We start from the raw sequence: 15,498 nt of genomic DNA, 5'->3' as shown, positions 1-15,498 counted from the left end.
CGCACCGATCGCCATGGAACAAGGTCTGCGCTTCGCCATCCGTGAGGGCGGTCGTACCGTCGGCGCCGGTGTCGTTGCCAAGATCATCGAGTAAGTAGTTCACAAGAAAGAGTGGGGTTGCTATAATCTCGCTCTTTCCCTGTAGGCGAATAGCTCAATTGGTAGAGCACCGGTCTCCAAAACCGGGGGTTGGGGGTTCGAGACCCTCTTCGCCTGCCACTGAATAGACAGGGCCGTTTCCTTTGGGAACGGCCCTGTACTATCGGCAATCCAGAAGCGGGCACATGGAAAGCGTAGATAAATTCAAGGTGACGGCGGCATTGCTGCTCGTCGTTGCTGGCGTGGCAGGCTATTACGCCTTGCCGGCTGATCAAGGGTTGTTGCGTGTGGTTGCGGTCGTTGTTGGCCTGCTGCTGGCGGCGACGGTATTGTGGTTCTCCGGTCCGGGGCGCTCGTTTGTTGATTACGCGCGCGACTCGATCAAGGAGGCGCAGAAGGTTGTCTGGCCGAGCAAGAAGGAAACTTGGCAGGTGACTGGCGTGGTGTTCCTGTTTGTCGGCGTATTGGCGCTGTTCATGTGGGCGGTCGATTCGGGTCTGGCGTGGTTGTTCTATGACGTGATCCTGGGTCGCGGCCGGTAAGTAACGGGGTAATACGATGGCAATGCGTTGGTATGTGGTGCACGCTTACTCGGGCTTCGAGAAGAGCGTGCTAAAGGCATTGAAGGAGCGCATTGAGCGCGCCGAAATGCAACATCTGTTCGGCCAGATACTGGTTCCGGTCGAAGAGGTGGTCGAGATCAAGGCTGGGCGCAAGGCACTGACCGAGCGCAAGCTGTTTCCGGGTTACGTCTACGTCGAAATGGAAATGACCGACGATTCGTGGCACCTGGTGAAATCCACTCCCAAGGTCACGGGTTTCCTGGGTGGGGTGGGCAACCGTCCTTCGCCGGTATCGCCGCGCGAAATGGAGGCGGTACTCAAGCAGATTCAAGAGGGCGTGGAAAAGCCGCGCCCCAAGGTGTTGTTCGAAGTCGGCGAGACGCTGCGCGTCACCGACGGTCCGTTCGCCGATTTCCAGGCGACGGTCGAAGACATCGATTACGACAAGAGTCGTCTCAAGGTGTCAGTGCTGATCTTCGGTCGCGCCACGCCGGTTGATGTGGATTTTGCGCAGGTCGAGAAGGTTTAAGCGATCTGCGTGTTGGTCGGCGCCAAGGCGCCGGTTTGGACGGGGAGCGGGGCGCAAGTCTCGCGTTTGACCCATTTAAGGAGTTAGATCGTGGCAAAGAAGATCATCGGCTACATCAAGCTGCAAGTGCCAGCTGGTAAAGCCAATCCGTCGCCGCCCATTGGCCCGGCCCTGGGTCAGCGCGGCTTGAACATCATGGAATTCTGCAAGGCGTTCAACGCCCAGACCCAAGGCGTCGAGCCGGGCCTGCCGATTCCGGTGGTGATCACCGCCTTCGCGGACAAGTCCTTCACCTTCGTGATGAAGACTCCGCCGGCGACCATTCTGATCAAGAAGGCTGCCGGCATCCAGAAGGGTTCCAGCAAGCCGCATACCGACAAGGTTGGCACCATCACCCGTGCCCAGCTGGAAGAAATCGCCAAGACCAAGCAGCCGGACCTGACCGCTGCCAATATCGATGCCGCCGTGCGTACCATCGCCGGTTCCGCGCGCTCGATGGGCCTGAATGTGGAGGGCGTGTAAATGGCTAAGGTTTCCAAGCGTCTGGCCGCACTGAAGGCCAAGGTTGACAGCACCAAGCTGTATGCCCTCGATGAAGCGCTGGCGCTGATCAAGGAAGGCGCGACCGCCAAGTTCAACGAATCGATCGACGTGTCGGTCAACCTCGGCGTCGATCCGCGCAAGTCGGACCAAGTGGTTCGTGGCGCCGTCGTGCTGCCCAAGGGCACCGGCAAGAGCGTGCGCGTTGCCGTGTTCACCCAGGGTGCCAACGCCGAAGCCGCCAAGGCTGCCGGTGCTGACATCGTTGGTTTCGAAGACCTGGCCGAGCAAGTGAAGGCCGGCAACATGGACTTCGACGTGGTGATCGCTTCGCCGGATGCGATGCGTATCGTCGGTCAACTGGGCCAGATCCTCGGCCCGCGCGGCCTGATGCCGAACCCGAAGGTGGGTACCGTGACCCCGAACGTTGCCGAGGCCGTGAAGAACGCCAAGGCCGGTCAGGTTCAGTACCGTACCGACAAGGCCGGTATCATCCACGCCACCATCGGTCGCGCTTCGTTTGAAGCAGCTGACCTGAAGGCCAATCTGGTTGCACTGATCGATGCACTGCAAAAAGCCAAGCCGGCCGCTGCCAAGGGCATCTATTTCAAGAAACTGGCCGTATCCAGCACCATGGGTATCGGCGTGCGCGTGGATACCACGTCGGTTTCGCAATAAGTAACTTTGGGCCTGTGCCCGTCGCAAGGCGGGTGTGGGATTGTCAAAGACCGTAGGCGCGTGAGGGAGTCATCCCGATCGCTTAATCGACGAGGGCGCAAGCGCTCGGTGGCCTACGCAGACGGTGCACCCAATCAAGGTTTTTCCCGGTGGCGCAAGCGGCCGGGTGCTCCTGAATGAAGGTCGCCGTTAGGGGGTGCAAGCAATTGCACCGTTCTCTCGCTAATGGAGGTAGACCTTGAGTCTTAATCTCGAAGACAAGAAGGCCGTCGTAGCTGAGATCGCGGCAGAAGTTGCCAAGGCTCAGACCATCGTCGTCGCCGAGTATCGGGGTATCGGGGTTGCCAACATGACTCAACTGCGCAAAGACGCACGCGAGTCCGGTGTGTACCTGCGCGTTCTGAAGAACACGCTGGCACGCCGTGCGGTTGAAGGCACGCCGTTCGCTGGCCTGGCTGACCATATGGTCGGCCCGCTGGTGTATGGCCTGTCCGAAGACCCGGTTGCCGCAGCCAAGGTACTGAACAGCTTCAGCAAGAAGGACGACAAGATCGTCATCAAGGCTGGCTCTTATGAAGGCAAGGTTCTGAATGCTGCAGCGGTTGCTGAGCTGGCATCGATCCCGAGCCGCGACGAGCTGCTGTCCAAGCTGCTGTACGTCATGAAGGCACCGCTGTCGGGCTTCGCCCGTGGCCTCGCCGCCCTGGCGGAAAAGAAGCAAGCAGAAGCTGCTTAACCCGAATTCAATACGTTTTACCGATTTTCAGGAGTTTTACAAATGGCTCTGTCCAAAGAAGATATCCTCGACGCCGTTGCTGGCTTGACCGTGATGGAACTGAACGACCTGGTGAAGGCGTTCGAAGAGAAGTTCGGCGTGTCGGCTGCTGCCGTTGCCGTTGCTGGCCCGGCCGGTGTCGCTGCTGCTGCCGTTGAAGAGAAGACCGAATTCGACGTCATCCTGACCGGCGCTGGCGCCAACAAGGTCGGCGTGATCAAGGTCGTGCGCGAAGTGACCGGCCTGGGTCTGAAGGAAGCCAAGGATCTGGTCGACGGCGCTCCGAAGCCGCTGAAGGAAGGCGTGTCGAAGGCTGATGCCGAAGCCATCCAGAAGAAGCTGGTTGAAGCGGGCGCTACCGCTGACGTGAAGTAATTGCGTTAGCCAGATGTGCAGGCAGGCGGAGCAATCCGCCTGCCCTTTTGCGTTTTGTCGTTCTGTGCCGGGCTTGATCCCGGGTAGAAGGCAAATCACAGAGCGCGCAACGTGCGCACTTTGTATTTTGTCTTTTGCGCCTCACTCCATGGAGAGCTTGTGAGTATGAATTACTCGTTCACTGAGAAGAAACGCATCCGTAAGAGCTTCGCCAAGCGGGCGAACGTGTTGGATGTGCCGTTTCTCCTTGCGACTCAGATTGACTCTTACACGGATTTCTTGCAACAGGAAGTCCCGGTCGCCGAGCGTAAGAATGCAGGCCTGCAAGCGGCATTCAGCTCCATCTTCCCGATCGTCTCGCATAACGAGAACGCTCGCCTGGAGTTTGTGCACTTCAACCTCGGCGAGCCGCCGTTCGACGTGATCGAATGCCAGCAGCGTGGCATCACCTTTGCCGCGCCGCTGCGTGCCCGCGTGCGCCTGGTGATCATGGATCGCGAGGCCGCCAAGCCGACCGTGAAGGAAGTGAAGGAGCAGGACGTCTACTTCGGCGAAATTCCGCTGATGACGCGTAACGGCTCGTTCGTGATCAACGGTACCGAGCGCGTGATCGTGTCGCAGCTGCACCGCTCGCCAGGCGTGTTCTTCGAGCACGACAAGGGCAAGACCCACAGCTCGGGCAAGCTCTTGTTCTCGGCCCGCGTGATCCCTTACCGCGGTTCGTGGCTGGACTTCGAATTCGATCCGAAGGACCTGCTGTTCTTCCGGATCGACCGTCGTCGCAAGATGCCGGTCTCGGTGCTGCTCAAGGCACTGGGCTACACGCCGGAACAGGTGCTGACCGAGTTCTACGACACCGACACCTTCAATATGGGCAAGAAGGGTCTGTTCCTGGAGCTGGTGCCCGAACGCCTGAAGGGCGAAGTCGCCAAGTTCGACATCGTGTCCGACGATGGCAAGGTGCTGGCGCAGGAAGGCAAGCGCATCACCGCCAAGACCATCCGCGACATCCAGACCGCGGGCCTGAAGCAGCTGCCGGTGCCGGTCGACTTCCTGATCGGCCGCATCCTGGCGCACGACGTGGTCAACGCCGACACCGGCGAAGTGATCGCGCGCGCCAATGACGAGATCACCGAAGATCTGGCGATCAAGTTCGATGCCGCTGGCGTGACCCAGGTGAAGGTGCTGTTCGTCAACGATCTGGACCAGGGCGCCTATATCTCGGCCAGCCTGCGTTCGGACGAAACCGCTGACCAGTACGCCGCGCGCGTCGCGATCTACCGCATGATGCGCCCGGGCGAGCCGCCAACCGAAGATGCGGTCGAAGGCTTGTTCAACGGCCTGTTCTTTGCCGAAGAGCGTTACGACCTGTCGGCCGTCGGCCGCATGAAGTTCAACCGTCGCGCCTATGCCGAACTCGACGACAAGGCCACTGGCTGGCGTCGCCGCTTCGCCGAGCGTGTCGGTGCACAGGGTGATGTCGGTGCCGGCGTGCTGTCGGTCGACGACATCCTCGCCGTGATCGGCATCCTGATCGAGTTGCGCAATGGCCGTGGCGACGTCGACGACATCGATCACCTGGGCAACCGCCGCGTGCGTTCGGTCGGTGAGCTGGCCGAGAACCAGTTCCGCGCCGGTCTTGTCCGCGTTGAGCGCGCCGTGAAGGAGCGCCTGTCGCAAGCCGAGTCCGACAACCTGATGCCGCACGACCTGATCAATGCCAAGCCCGTCTCGGCCGCGATCAAGGAATTCTTCGGTTCGTCGCAGCTGTCGCAGTTCATGGACCAGACCAACCCGCTGTCGGAAATCACCCACAAGCGTCGTGTCTCGGCCCTGGGCCCGGGCGGTCTGACCCGCGAGCGCGCCGGCTTCGAAGTGCGCGACGTGCATCCGACCCACTACGGCCGCGTCTGCCCGATCGAAACGCCGGAAGGCCCGAACATCGGTCTGATCAACTCGCTGTCGTGCTACGCCCGCACCAACGAATACGGTTTCCTGGAAACCCCGTATCGCCGCGTCGTCGATGGCAAGGTCACGGACCAGATCGACTACCTGTCGGCCATCGAGGAAGGCAAGTACGTCATTGCCCAGGCCAACGCCGAAGTGGCCACGGACGGTACGCTGACCGATGAGCTGGTGACCTGCCGTGAACACGGCGAAACCATCATGGCCGGCCCGGATCGCGTGCAGTACATGGACGTGGCGCCGAGCCAGATCGTTTCCGTCGCTGCCTCGCTGATCCCGTTCCTCGAGCACGACGATGCGAACCGCGCGCTGATGGGCGCCAACATGCAGCGCCAGGCCGTGCCTTGCCTGCGTGCGACCGCACCGTATGTCGGTACCGGCATCGAGCGCACCTGCGCGGTCGACTCGGGTACCGCCGTGGCAGCACTGCGCGGCGGCGTGGTTGATTTCGTCGATGCCAACCGTGTCGTGGTCCGCGTGAACGATGACGAGACCCTGGCTGGTGAAACCGGCGTTGATATCTACAACCTGGTGAAGTTCACCCGTTCCAACCAGAACACCAACATCAACCAGCGCCCGATCGTGAAGCGCGGCGACAAGATCGCCCGCGGCGACGTGGTGGCCGATGGTGCGTCGACTGATCTGGGCGAAATGGCACTGGGTCAGAACATGACCATCGCCTTCATGCCGTGGAACGGCTACAACTTCGAAGATTCGATCCTGATCTCCGAAAAGGTCGTGGCTGACGATCGCTATACCTCGATCCATATCGAGGAGCTGAACGTGATGGCCCGCGACACCAAGCTGGGGCCTGAGGAAATCACCCGCGACATCTCCAATCTGTCCGAGCGCATGCTGGGCCGTCTGGATGATTCGGGCATCGTCTACATCGGCGCCGAAGTCGAAGCTGGTGACGTGCTGGTCGGCAAGGTCACGCCCAAGGGCGAAACCCAGCTCACGCCGGAAGAAAAGCTGCTGCGCGCGATCTTCGGCGAGAAGGCGTCCGACGTGAAGGACACCTCGCTGCGCGTGCCGTCGGGCATGACCGGTACCGTCATCGACGTGCAGGTGTTCACCCGTGAAGGCGTGGAGCGCGACAAGCGTGCCCAGTCCATCATCGATGACCAGCTGCGCCGCCATCGCCAGGATTTGAACGATCAGCTGCGTATCGTCGAGAACGATCTGTTCGAGCGGATCGAGCGCCAGATCGTCGGCAAGAAGGCCAACGGTGGCCCGCAGAAGCTGGGCAAGGCCGAGGTGACCAAGGATTACCTGGCCAGCCTCGCCTCCAAGCATGACTGGTTCGACATTCGTCTCGCCGACGAAGAGGCTGCGCGCCAGCTCGAAGCGATGAAGGACCTGATCGCGCAGATGCGCGCCGACTTCGACCTCAAGTTCGAAGACAAGAAGCGCAAGCTGACCCAGGGCGACGAATTGCCGCCGGGCGTGATCAAGATGGTCAAGGTCTACGTGGCCGTGAAGCGCCGCCTGCAGCCGGGCGACAAGATGGCCGGCCGTCACGGTAACAAGGGCGTGGTCTCGAAGATCCTGCCGGTGGAAGATCTGCCGTACATGGCCGACGGTACCCCGGTCGACATCGTGCTGAACCCGCTGGGCGTGCCGTCGCGGATGAACATCGGCCAGATCCTGGAAGTCCACCTCGGGTGGGCGGCCAAGGGGATCGGCCAACGCGTCGACGCGATGCTGCGCGAGCAGCGGAACACCGCCGCGATCCGCGAGTACCTGGACCAGCTCTACAACAGCGCGGGCAAGACCGAAGATATCGCCGGTCTGTCCGACACCGAAGTGCTGGAACTGGCCAACGGCCTGCGTACCGGTATGACCTTCGCCAGCCCGGTGTTCGACGGTGCCAAGGAATCCGAAATCCGTACCATGCTGGATCTGGCCTACCCGGACAGCGATGCACGGACCGGTCTGCTGGACTTCAACGATTCGAAGACGCAGATGCAGCTGTTCGATGGCCGCAATGGCGAGCCGTTCGAGCGCAAGGTCACCGTCGGTGTGATGCACTATCTGAAGCTGCACCACTTGGTCGACGACAAGATGCACGCGCGTTCGACCGGCCCGTACTCGCTGGTCACGCAGCAGCCGCTGGGTGGTAAGGCGCAGTTTGGTGGTCAGCGCTTCGGTGAAATGGAAGTGTGGGCACTGGAAGCCTACGGCGCCGCGTACACGCTGCAGGAAATGCTGACGGTGAAGTCCGATGATGTGAACGGTCGTACCAAGATCTATGAAAACATCGTCAAGGGCGACCATCGCATCGACGCCGGCATGCCGGAATCCTTCAATGTGCTGGTGAAGGAAATCCGCTCGCTCGGTATCGATATCGATCTGGAAACGTACTGATCTGTGTGAGGTGTGGGTAGGTGCCCCTCGGGGCACCTCACACCTGACGACCACCCCTCACAGGAGAAAGATTGAATGAAAGGCCTACTCGAACTCTTCAAGCAAGTCACCCAGGACGAGGAATTTGACGCGATCAAGATCGGGCTCGCATCGCCCGAGAAGATCCGTTCCTGGTCGTTCGGTGAAGTGAAGAAGCCGGAAACCATCAATTACCGTACGTTCAAGCCGGAACGCGACGGTCTGTTCTGCGCCCGTATCTTCGGGCCGATCAAGGATTACGAGTGCCTGTGCGGCAAGTACAAGCGCCTCAAGCACCGCGGCGTGATCTGTGAGAAGTGCGGCGTTGAAGTCACGCTGTCCAAGGTGCGCCGCGAGCGCATGGCCCACATCGAGCTCGCCTCGCCGGTCGCGCACATCTGGTTCCTGAAGAGCCTGCCGAGCCGTCTGGGCATGGTGCTCGACATTCCGCTGCGCGATATCGAACGCGTGCTGTACTTCGAAGCATTCATCGTGGTCGAGCCGGGAATGACCCCGCTGAACCGCGGCCAGCTCTTGACCGAAGACGACTACTTCAACAAGGTTGAAGAGTACGGCGACGAGTTCGTCGCGATGATGGGCGCCGAAGCCGTGCGCGAACTGCTGAAGGCGCTGGATGCCGATCGCGAGATCGCCACGCTGCGTCAGGAGCTCGAAGCCACCGGCTCGGACACCAAGATCAAGAAGATCGCCAAGCGCCTGAAGGTGCTCGAGGCGTTCCAGAAGTCGGGCATCAAGCCCGAGTGGATGATCATGGACGTGTTGCCGGTGCTGCCGCCGGAATTGCGTCCGCTGGTGCCGCTCGATGGCGGCCGCTTCGCCACGTCCGATCTGAACGACCTGTATCGCCGCGTCATCAACCGGAACAACCGTCTGAAGCGCCTGCTCGAGCTGCGCGCGCCGGATATCATCGTGCGCAACGAAAAGCGCATGCTGCAAGAATCGGTCGATTCGCTGCTGGACAACGGTCGTCGCGGCAAGGCGATGACTGGCGCCAACAAGCGTCCGCTGAAGTCGCTGGCCGACATGATCAAGGGTAAGGGCGGTCGTTTCCGTCAGAACTTGCTGGGCAAGCGCGTCGACTACTCCGGTCGTTCCGTGATTACCGTGGGCCCCTACCTGCGCCTGCATCAGTGCGGCCTGCCCAAGCTGATGGCGCTGGAACTGTTCAAGCCGTTCATCTTCCACAAGCTCGAAGTGCTGGGCCTCGCGACCACCATCAAGGCCGCGAAGAAGATGGTCGAATCGCAAGAAGCCGTGGTCTGGGACATCCTGGAAGACGTGATCCGCGAGCATCCGGTGCTGCTGAACCGCGCGCCGACGCTGCACCGCCTGGGTATCCAGGCGTTCGAGCCGGTGCTGATCGAAGGCAAGGCCATCCAGCTGCATCCGCTCGTTTGTGCGGCGTTCAACGCCGACTTTGACGGTGACCAGATGGCCGTCCACGTGCCGCTGTCGCTGGAAGCGCAGATGGAAGCGCGCACGCTGATGCTGGCGTCGAACAATGTGCTGTCGCCCGCCAACGGCGAGCCGATCATCGTGCCGTCGCAGGATATCGTGCTGGGCCTGTACTACATGAGCCGCGAGGCCGTGAACGGCAAGGGCGAGGGCATGAAGCTCGCCGACGTGCAGGAAGTGCATCGTGCCTACGCCAACAAGGCGGTCACGCTGCAGACCCGCGTCTCGGTGCGCCTGAAGGACTGGTACAAGGACGACAACGGCGACTGGCAATACAAGCTGGTCCGCCGCGACACCACCGTCGGCCGCGCCATCCTGTCGGAAATTCTGCCCAAGGGCCTCGACTTCAGCCACATCGACAAGTCGCTGAAGAAGAAGGAAATCGGCAAGCTGATCAACGCCTCGTTCCGTCGTTGCGGTCTGAAGGACACCGTGGTGTTCGCCGATCAGCTGATGTACACCGGTTTCTCGTATTCGACCCGCGGCGGTATCTCGATCTGCGTCGACGATATGCTGGTGCCGAAGGAAAAGGTTGAGCTCTTGGCTGCCGCCCACTCCGAAGTGAAGGAGATCGAGCAGCAGTACACCGCCGGTCTCGTGACCCAGGGCGAGCGCTACAACAAGGTCGTCGATATCTGGGGCCGTGCCGGTGACCAGATCGCCAAGGCCATGATGGCGCACCTGGGCAAGGAAAAGGTCGTCAACGCCGAAGGCAAGGAAGTCGACCAGGAATCGTTCAACTCGATCTACATGATGGCCGACTCGGGCGCGCGGGGTTCCGCGGCGCAGATTCGCCAGCTGGCTGGTATGCGGGGCCTGATGGCCAAGCCGGATGGCTCGATCATCGAGACGCCGATTACCACCAACTTCCGCGAAGGCCTGACCGTTCTGCAGTACTTCAACTCGACGCACGGTGCCCGTAAGGGTCTGGCCGATACCGCGTTGAAGACTGCGAACTCGGGTTACCTGACACGTCGTCTGGTCGATGTGACGCAGGATCTGGTCGTGATCGAAGACGATTGCAACACCAAGTACGGCGTGACCATGAAGGCCGTCGTGCAGGGCGGCGACGTGATCGAAGCGCTGCGCGACCGTATCCTGGGCCGCGTGACTGCGCTTGACGTGATCGATCCGAACTCGCAGGAAACGGTGATCGAAGCCGGTTCGCTGCTGACCGAAGAACTGGTCGACCAGATCGATGCGATCGGTGTCGACGAGGTCAAGGTGCGCACGCCGCTGACCTGCGAAACGCGCTATGGCCTGTGCGCCAAGTGCTATGGCCGTGATTTGGGCCGTGGCCACCTGGTGAACTCGGGTGAAGCGGTCGGCGTGATCGCCGCGCAGTCGATCGGTGAGCCGGGTACCCAGCTGACCATGCGGACCTTCCACATCGGTGGTGCCGCTTCGCGAGCTGCCGCTGCGAGCCAGGTCGAAGCCAAGTCCAACGGCCGGATCGCCTACAGCGACAAGATGCGTTACGTCACCAACGCCAAGGGCGAACCGGTGGTCATTGCGCGTTCGGCCGAAGTGCTGGTGCTCGATGACCAGGGTCGTGAGCGCGAGCGCCACAAGGTGCCGTACGGCGCGACGCTGCTGGTCAAGGATGGCGATGCGATCAAGGCCGGTGCGGTGCTCGGCACGTGGGACCCGCACGCCCGCCCGATCATTACCGAATACGCCGGTCAGGTGAAGTTCGAGAACGTCGAGGAAGGTTTCACCGTCGTCAAGCAGGTGGACGATGTGACCGGCCTGTCGACCCTCGTCGTCATCAACGTCAAAACCAAGGCCGGCGCCAAGGGTGTCCGTCCGCTGGTCAAGCTGCTCGACGAGAAGGGCGCGGAGGTGAAGCTCGCCGGTACCGAAACCCCGGTCACCATCGGCTTCCAGCCGGGCGCGATTATCACCGTGAAGGATGGCCAGCAGGTCAACCCGGGTGAGGTGCTGGCGCGGATTCCGCAGGAATCGGCCAAGACCCGCGACATTACCGGTGGTCTGCCGCGCGTGGCCGAGCTGTTCGAAGCTCGTTCGCCCAAGGATGCCGGCATGTTGGCCGACATCACTGGCACGATCAGCTTCGGTAAGGAAACCAAGGGCAAGCAACGCCTGGTGATCACCGATCCGGACGGCACGCCGCACGAATACCTGATCCCGAAGGAAAAGCACGTGATGGTGCACGACGGCCAGGTGGTGAACCGCGGCGAAATGATCGTCGACGGCGCGATCGATCCGCACGACATCCTGCGCTTGCAGGGTATCGAGGAGCTGGCGCGCTACGTGGTCCAGGAAGTGCAGGAGGTGTATCGTCTGCAGGGTGTGAAGATCAACGACAAGCACATCGAGGTGATCGTTCGCCAGATGCTGCGTCGCGTGGTCATCACCGATGCCGGCGGTTCCGACTTCATCCAGGGTGAGCAGGTCGAGCGTGCCGAAGTGATGATCGCCAACGACAAGCTGGCTGCCGATGGCAAGGAACTGGCCAAGTTCGACAACGTGCTGCTGGGTATCACCAAGGCCTCGCTGTCGACCGACTCGTTCATCTCGGCCGCGTCGTTCCAGGAAACCACGCGCGTGCTGACTGAAGCGGCCATCATGGGCAAGGTCGACGATCTGCGTGGTCTGAAGGAAAACGTGATCGTCGGTCGTCTGATCCCGGCCGGTACGGGTCTTGCTTACCATCGCAGCCGTAAGCAGGCCGCGCCGACGCTGGAGTTCGTCACCGAATCGGTCAGCGACGAGGTGGCGGTGACTAGCAGCGAGGAAGCACTCTGATCAGACGTTACTTGACGTCAAGGACTTGATTTTTCTACAATCCCAAGTCTTTACCCAAGGCGACACCTGGATTTCCAGGTGTCGCCGGCTTTATTTGGGCCGCCGACCGTAATCGTCGGCCTGGAGGTCCCCGCGAGGGGTTGTTAACTGAGGAAGTTATTAATCAATGCCAACTATCAACCAGCTGGTCCGCAAGGGCCGCGAGAAGGAAGTGGCGAAGAGCAAGGTTCCCGCGCTCGAAGCCTGCCCTCAAAAGCGTGGCGTGTGCACCCGTGTGTACACCACCACTCCGAAGAAGCCGAACTCCGCTCTGCGTAAAGTGTGCAAGGTTCGTCTCACCAACGGTTTCGAAGTCATTTCGTACATCGGCGGTGAAGGCCACAACCTGCAGGAACACAGCGTGGTGCTGATCCGCGGTGGTCGTGTGAAGGATTTGCCGGGTGTGCGTTACCACACCGTGCGCGGTTCGCTCGATACGGCCGGTGTCAAGGATCGTAAGCAGTCGCGTTCGAAGTACGGCGCCAAGCGTCCGAAGTAATACTTCGAGCAAGCGGCGGACCATCCCGCAAGGGGGCCGTCGAGTAAGTGGCCGTCCGATTGGCCGGCCGTGGGGATAACCCCGACTGAATGTCACATTAAGGAAGAGAGTCATGCCAAGACGTAGAGAAGTTCCGAAGCGCGAAGTGCTGCCGGATCCGAAGTTCGGTTCCACGGAACTGACCAAATTCATGAACGTGGTGATGATCGACGGCAAGAAAGCCGTGGCTGAGCGCATTGTTTACGGCGCGCTCGCCCAGATCGAAAAGAAGGCTGCCGGCAAGACCGCGCTGGAAGTCTTCACCGCCGCCATCAGTAACGCAAAACCGGTCGTCGAGGTGAAGAGCCGTCGCGTCGGTGGTGCGAACTATCAAGTGCCGGTCGAAGTCCGCCCCAGCCGTCGTTTGGCATTGGCGATGCGCTGGTTGCGTGACGCGGCCCGCAAGCGTGGCGAGAAGTCCATGGATCTGCGTCTGGCTGGCGAGCTGCTCGATGCAGCGGAAGGCCGTGGTGGCGCGATGAAGAAGCGCGATGAAGTGCACCGTATGGCAGAAGCGAACAAGGCGTTTGCCCACTACCGCTTCTAATGCATAACGCTTAAGGATTAAAACCGTGGCTCGTAAGACCCCCATTGAGCGGTACCGCAATATCGGTGTTTCCGCTCACATCGATGCCGGCAAGACCACCACGACCGAGCGTATCCTGTTCTACACCGGCGTGAACCACAAGATTGGCGAGGTTCACGACGGCGCTGCCACCATGGACTGGATGGAGCAAGAGCAGGAACGCGGCATTACCATTACCTCGGCTGCAACCACGACCTTCTGGAAGGGCATGGCCCTGCAGTTCCCGGAACACCGCTTCAACATCATCGACACCCCGGGTCACGTCGACTTCACTATTGAAGTCGAGCGTTCCATGCGTGTTCTGGATGGTGCCTGCATGGTGTACTGCGCGGTCGGTGGCGTTCAGCCGCAGTCGGAAACCGTGTGGCGCCAGGCCAATAAGTACCAAGTGCCGCGTCTCGCGTTCGTGAACAAGATGGACCGTCAAGGCGCCAACTTCTTCCGCGTGGTCGAACAGATGCGTACCCGCCTGAAGGCCAACCCGGTTCCGGTCGTGATTCCTATCGGCGCCGAAGACACCTTCGCTGGCGTGATCGACCTGGTGAAGATGCAGGCCATCTTCTGGGACGAAGCGTCGCAAGGCATGAAGTTCGAATATCGCGACATCCCGGCCGACCTGTTGGCAACTGCCCAGGAATGGCGCGAGAAGATGGTCGAATCGGCGGCCGAGGCCACCGAAGAGCTGATGAACAAGTATCTGGAAGGCGGCGACCTCACCGAGGCCGAAATCGTCCAGGCACTGCGTCAGCGCACCATCGCCTGCGAAATCCAGCCGATGTTGTGTGGCACCGCGTTCAAGAACAAGGGCGTGCAGCGCATGCTCGACGCCGTGATCGAGTTCCTGCCGTCGCCGGTCGACATCCCGCCGGTCAAGGGCACGGACGAGAAGGAGCAGCCGGTTACCCGTGAAGCTTCGGATTCGGCACCGTTCTCCGCCTTGGCGTTCAAGCTGATGAACGACCCGTATGTCGGTCAGCTCACCTTCTTCCGCGTCTACTCGGGCGTGGTGAAGTCGGGTGATGCCGTGCTGAACTCGGTGAAGGACAAGAAGGAACGGATCGGTCGTATCGTGCAGATGCACGCCAACGAGCGTCAGGAAATCGACGAAGTTCTCGCAGGCGACATCGCCGCCGGTATCGGCCTGAAGGACGTCACCACGGGTGAAACCCTGTGCTCGCCGGATCATCCGGTGATTCTTGAGCGCATGGTGTTCCCGGAGCCGGTGATTCACGTTGCCGTCGAGCCGAAGACCAAGGCTGACCAGGAAAAGATGGGCGTTGCCCTGAACCGCCTGGCCAAGGAAGATCCGTCGTTCCGCGTGCGTACCGATGAAGAATCGGGCCAGACCATCATTTCCGGTATGGGCGAGTTGCACCTGGAAATTCTGGTCGACCGCATGAAGCGTGAGTTCGGCGTTGAAGCCAACGTCGGCGCACCGCAAGTGGCCTACCGCGAAACCGTGACCAAGATCGTGAAGGACGTGCAGGGCAAGCATGCCAAGCAGTCCGGCGGTAAGGGTCAGTTCGGTGATTGCACGATCACGCTCGAGCCGTCTGGCGAAGGCAAGGGCTACCAGTTCTTCGACGAAATCAAGGGTGGCGTGATTCCGCGCGAATTCATCCCGTCGGTGGACAAGGGCATCCAGAACACCCTGAAGGCCGGCATTCTTGCGGGCTTCCCGGTGGTCGACGTGACCGTGCGCCTGACCTTCGGTTCGTACCACGATGTCGATTCATCGCAGATCGCGTTCGAACTGGCCGGCTCCCTCGCTTTCAAGGAAGCGATGAAGCGCGCCAGCCCGGTGATCCTCGAGCCGATGATGGCCGTCGAAATCGAAACGCCGGAAGAGTACATGGGCGACATCATGGGCGACTTGTCGTCCCGCCGCGGCATCATCCAGGGCATGGACGACAATCCTGCCGGTGGCAAGATGATCAAGGTGGAAGTGCCTCTGTCGGAAATGTTCGGCTACTCGACCACGCTGCGTTCCATGTCGCAAGGTCGTGCCACGTACTCGATGGAATTCAAGCACTACTCGGAAGCGCCGAAGCACGTCGCCGACGCGATCGTCGCCAACAAGAAATAATCGGTTAACGAATAAGGAATACAGCAATGGCAAAAGAAAAATTTGCACGAACGAAGCCGCACGTGAACGTGGGCACCATCGGTCACGTTGACCAT

The 15,498-nt window shown here is 60.8% G+C and carries 12 protein-coding genes, 1 tRNA gene and 1 pseudogene; all 14 read left to right on the top strand.

Going from position 1 to position 15,498, the window contains the following annotated elements:
* A partial coding sequence (locus NLI84_RS18465) for an EF-Tu C-terminal domain-related protein (RefSeq protein ID WP_081413055.1) occupies positions 1-94 on the top strand: 94 nt, incomplete at its 5' end.
* Positions 95-143: 49 nt separating this feature from the next.
* Positions 144-219: transfer RNA gene (locus NLI84_RS18460), tRNA-Trp, on the top strand.
* Between the two features lie 65 nt (positions 220-284).
* Positions 285-641 (top strand): preprotein translocase subunit SecE, encoded by a 357-nt coding sequence (gene secE, locus NLI84_RS18455; RefSeq protein ID WP_255992298.1) that lies wholly within the window; start codon positions 285-287, stop codon positions 639-641.
* A 16-nt stretch (positions 642-657) separates the two neighbouring features.
* Positions 658-1,191, top strand: coding sequence for a transcription termination/antitermination protein NusG (gene nusG / locus NLI84_RS18450; RefSeq protein ID WP_255992297.1), 534 nt, complete (start codon positions 658-660; stop codon positions 1,189-1,191).
* Positions 1,192-1,281: 90 nt separating this feature from the next.
* A complete protein-coding gene (gene rplK, locus NLI84_RS18445; RefSeq protein WP_255992296.1) occupies positions 1,282-1,713 on the top strand; it encodes a 50S ribosomal protein L11 in 432 nt (143 codons plus the stop codon).
* Positions 1,714-2,409, top strand: coding sequence for a 50S ribosomal protein L1 (rplA, locus tag NLI84_RS18440; RefSeq protein ID WP_255992295.1), 696 nt, complete (start codon positions 1,714-1,716; stop codon positions 2,407-2,409).
* 238 nt (positions 2,410-2,647) lie between these two features.
* Positions 2,648-3,145 carry a 50S ribosomal protein L10 gene (gene rplJ / locus NLI84_RS18435; RefSeq protein ID WP_255992293.1) on the top strand — a complete coding sequence of 166 codons (498 nt, stop codon included), beginning with the start codon at positions 2,648-2,650 and terminating at the stop codon, positions 3,143-3,145.
* Between the two features lie 42 nt (positions 3,146-3,187).
* The gene (gene rplL, locus NLI84_RS18430; RefSeq protein WP_255992291.1) at positions 3,188-3,559 is read left to right on the top strand and encodes a 50S ribosomal protein L7/L12; all 372 of its coding nucleotides are present in this window, start codon (positions 3,188-3,190) and stop codon (positions 3,557-3,559) included.
* 165 nt (positions 3,560-3,724) lie between these two features.
* Positions 3,725-7,891: a DNA-directed RNA polymerase subunit beta gene (rpoB, locus tag NLI84_RS18425; protein WP_255992290.1), complete on the top strand. Its 4,167-nt coding sequence runs from the start codon at positions 3,725-3,727 to the stop codon at positions 7,889-7,891.
* Between the two features lie 75 nt (positions 7,892-7,966).
* A complete protein-coding gene (gene rpoC, locus NLI84_RS18420) occupies positions 7,967-12,154 on the top strand; it encodes a DNA-directed RNA polymerase subunit beta' (RefSeq protein WP_255992289.1) in 4,188 nt (1,395 codons plus the stop codon).
* 166 nt (positions 12,155-12,320) lie between these two features.
* A complete protein-coding gene (rpsL, locus tag NLI84_RS18415) occupies positions 12,321-12,692 on the top strand; it encodes a 30S ribosomal protein S12 (RefSeq protein WP_148714536.1) in 372 nt (123 codons plus the stop codon).
* A 112-nt stretch (positions 12,693-12,804) separates the two neighbouring features.
* On the top strand, positions 12,805-13,278 hold the full coding sequence (rpsG, locus tag NLI84_RS18410; protein ID WP_148714537.1) for a 30S ribosomal protein S7: 474 nt from the start codon (positions 12,805-12,807) through the stop codon (positions 13,276-13,278).
* Positions 13,279-13,303: 25 nt separating this feature from the next.
* On the top strand, positions 13,304-15,403 hold the full coding sequence (fusA, locus tag NLI84_RS18405) for an elongation factor G (RefSeq protein WP_255992287.1): 2,100 nt from the start codon (positions 13,304-13,306) through the stop codon (positions 15,401-15,403).
* A gap of 26 nt (positions 15,404-15,429) precedes the next feature.
* Positions 15,430-15,498, top strand: a pseudogene (locus NLI84_RS18400) (GTP-binding protein); the annotation flags it as partial.

Origin of the sequence: Chitinolyticbacter albus (genome assembly GCF_024437655.1) — a bacterium.
In the GTDB taxonomy this organism is placed as follows: domain Bacteria; phylum Pseudomonadota; class Gammaproteobacteria; order Burkholderiales; family Chitinibacteraceae; genus Chitinolyticbacter; species Chitinolyticbacter albus.
This window is presented reverse-complemented; position numbering and strand designations above follow the sequence as displayed.

Coding starts and splice junctions, on each gene's coding strand:
- rplA (WP_255992295.1), top strand. CDS start 1,714: ATGGCTAAGGTTTCCAAGCGTCTGGCCGCACTGAAGGCCAAGGTTGAC.
- rpoB (WP_255992290.1), top strand. CDS start 3,725: ATGAATTACTCGTTCACTGAGAAGAAACGCATCCGTAAGAGCTTCGCC.
- rpsL (WP_148714536.1), top strand. CDS start 12,321: ATGCCAACTATCAACCAGCTGGTCCGCAAGGGCCGCGAGAAGGAAGTG.
- rpoC (WP_255992289.1), top strand. CDS start 7,967: ATGAAAGGCCTACTCGAACTCTTCAAGCAAGTCACCCAGGACGAGGAA.
- secE (WP_255992298.1), top strand. CDS start 285: ATGGAAAGCGTAGATAAATTCAAGGTGACGGCGGCATTGCTGCTCGTC.
- rplL (WP_255992291.1), top strand. CDS start 3,188: ATGGCTCTGTCCAAAGAAGATATCCTCGACGCCGTTGCTGGCTTGACC.
- rpsG (WP_148714537.1), top strand. CDS start 12,805: ATGCCAAGACGTAGAGAAGTTCCGAAGCGCGAAGTGCTGCCGGATCCG.
- nusG (WP_255992297.1), top strand. CDS start 658: ATGGCAATGCGTTGGTATGTGGTGCACGCTTACTCGGGCTTCGAGAAG.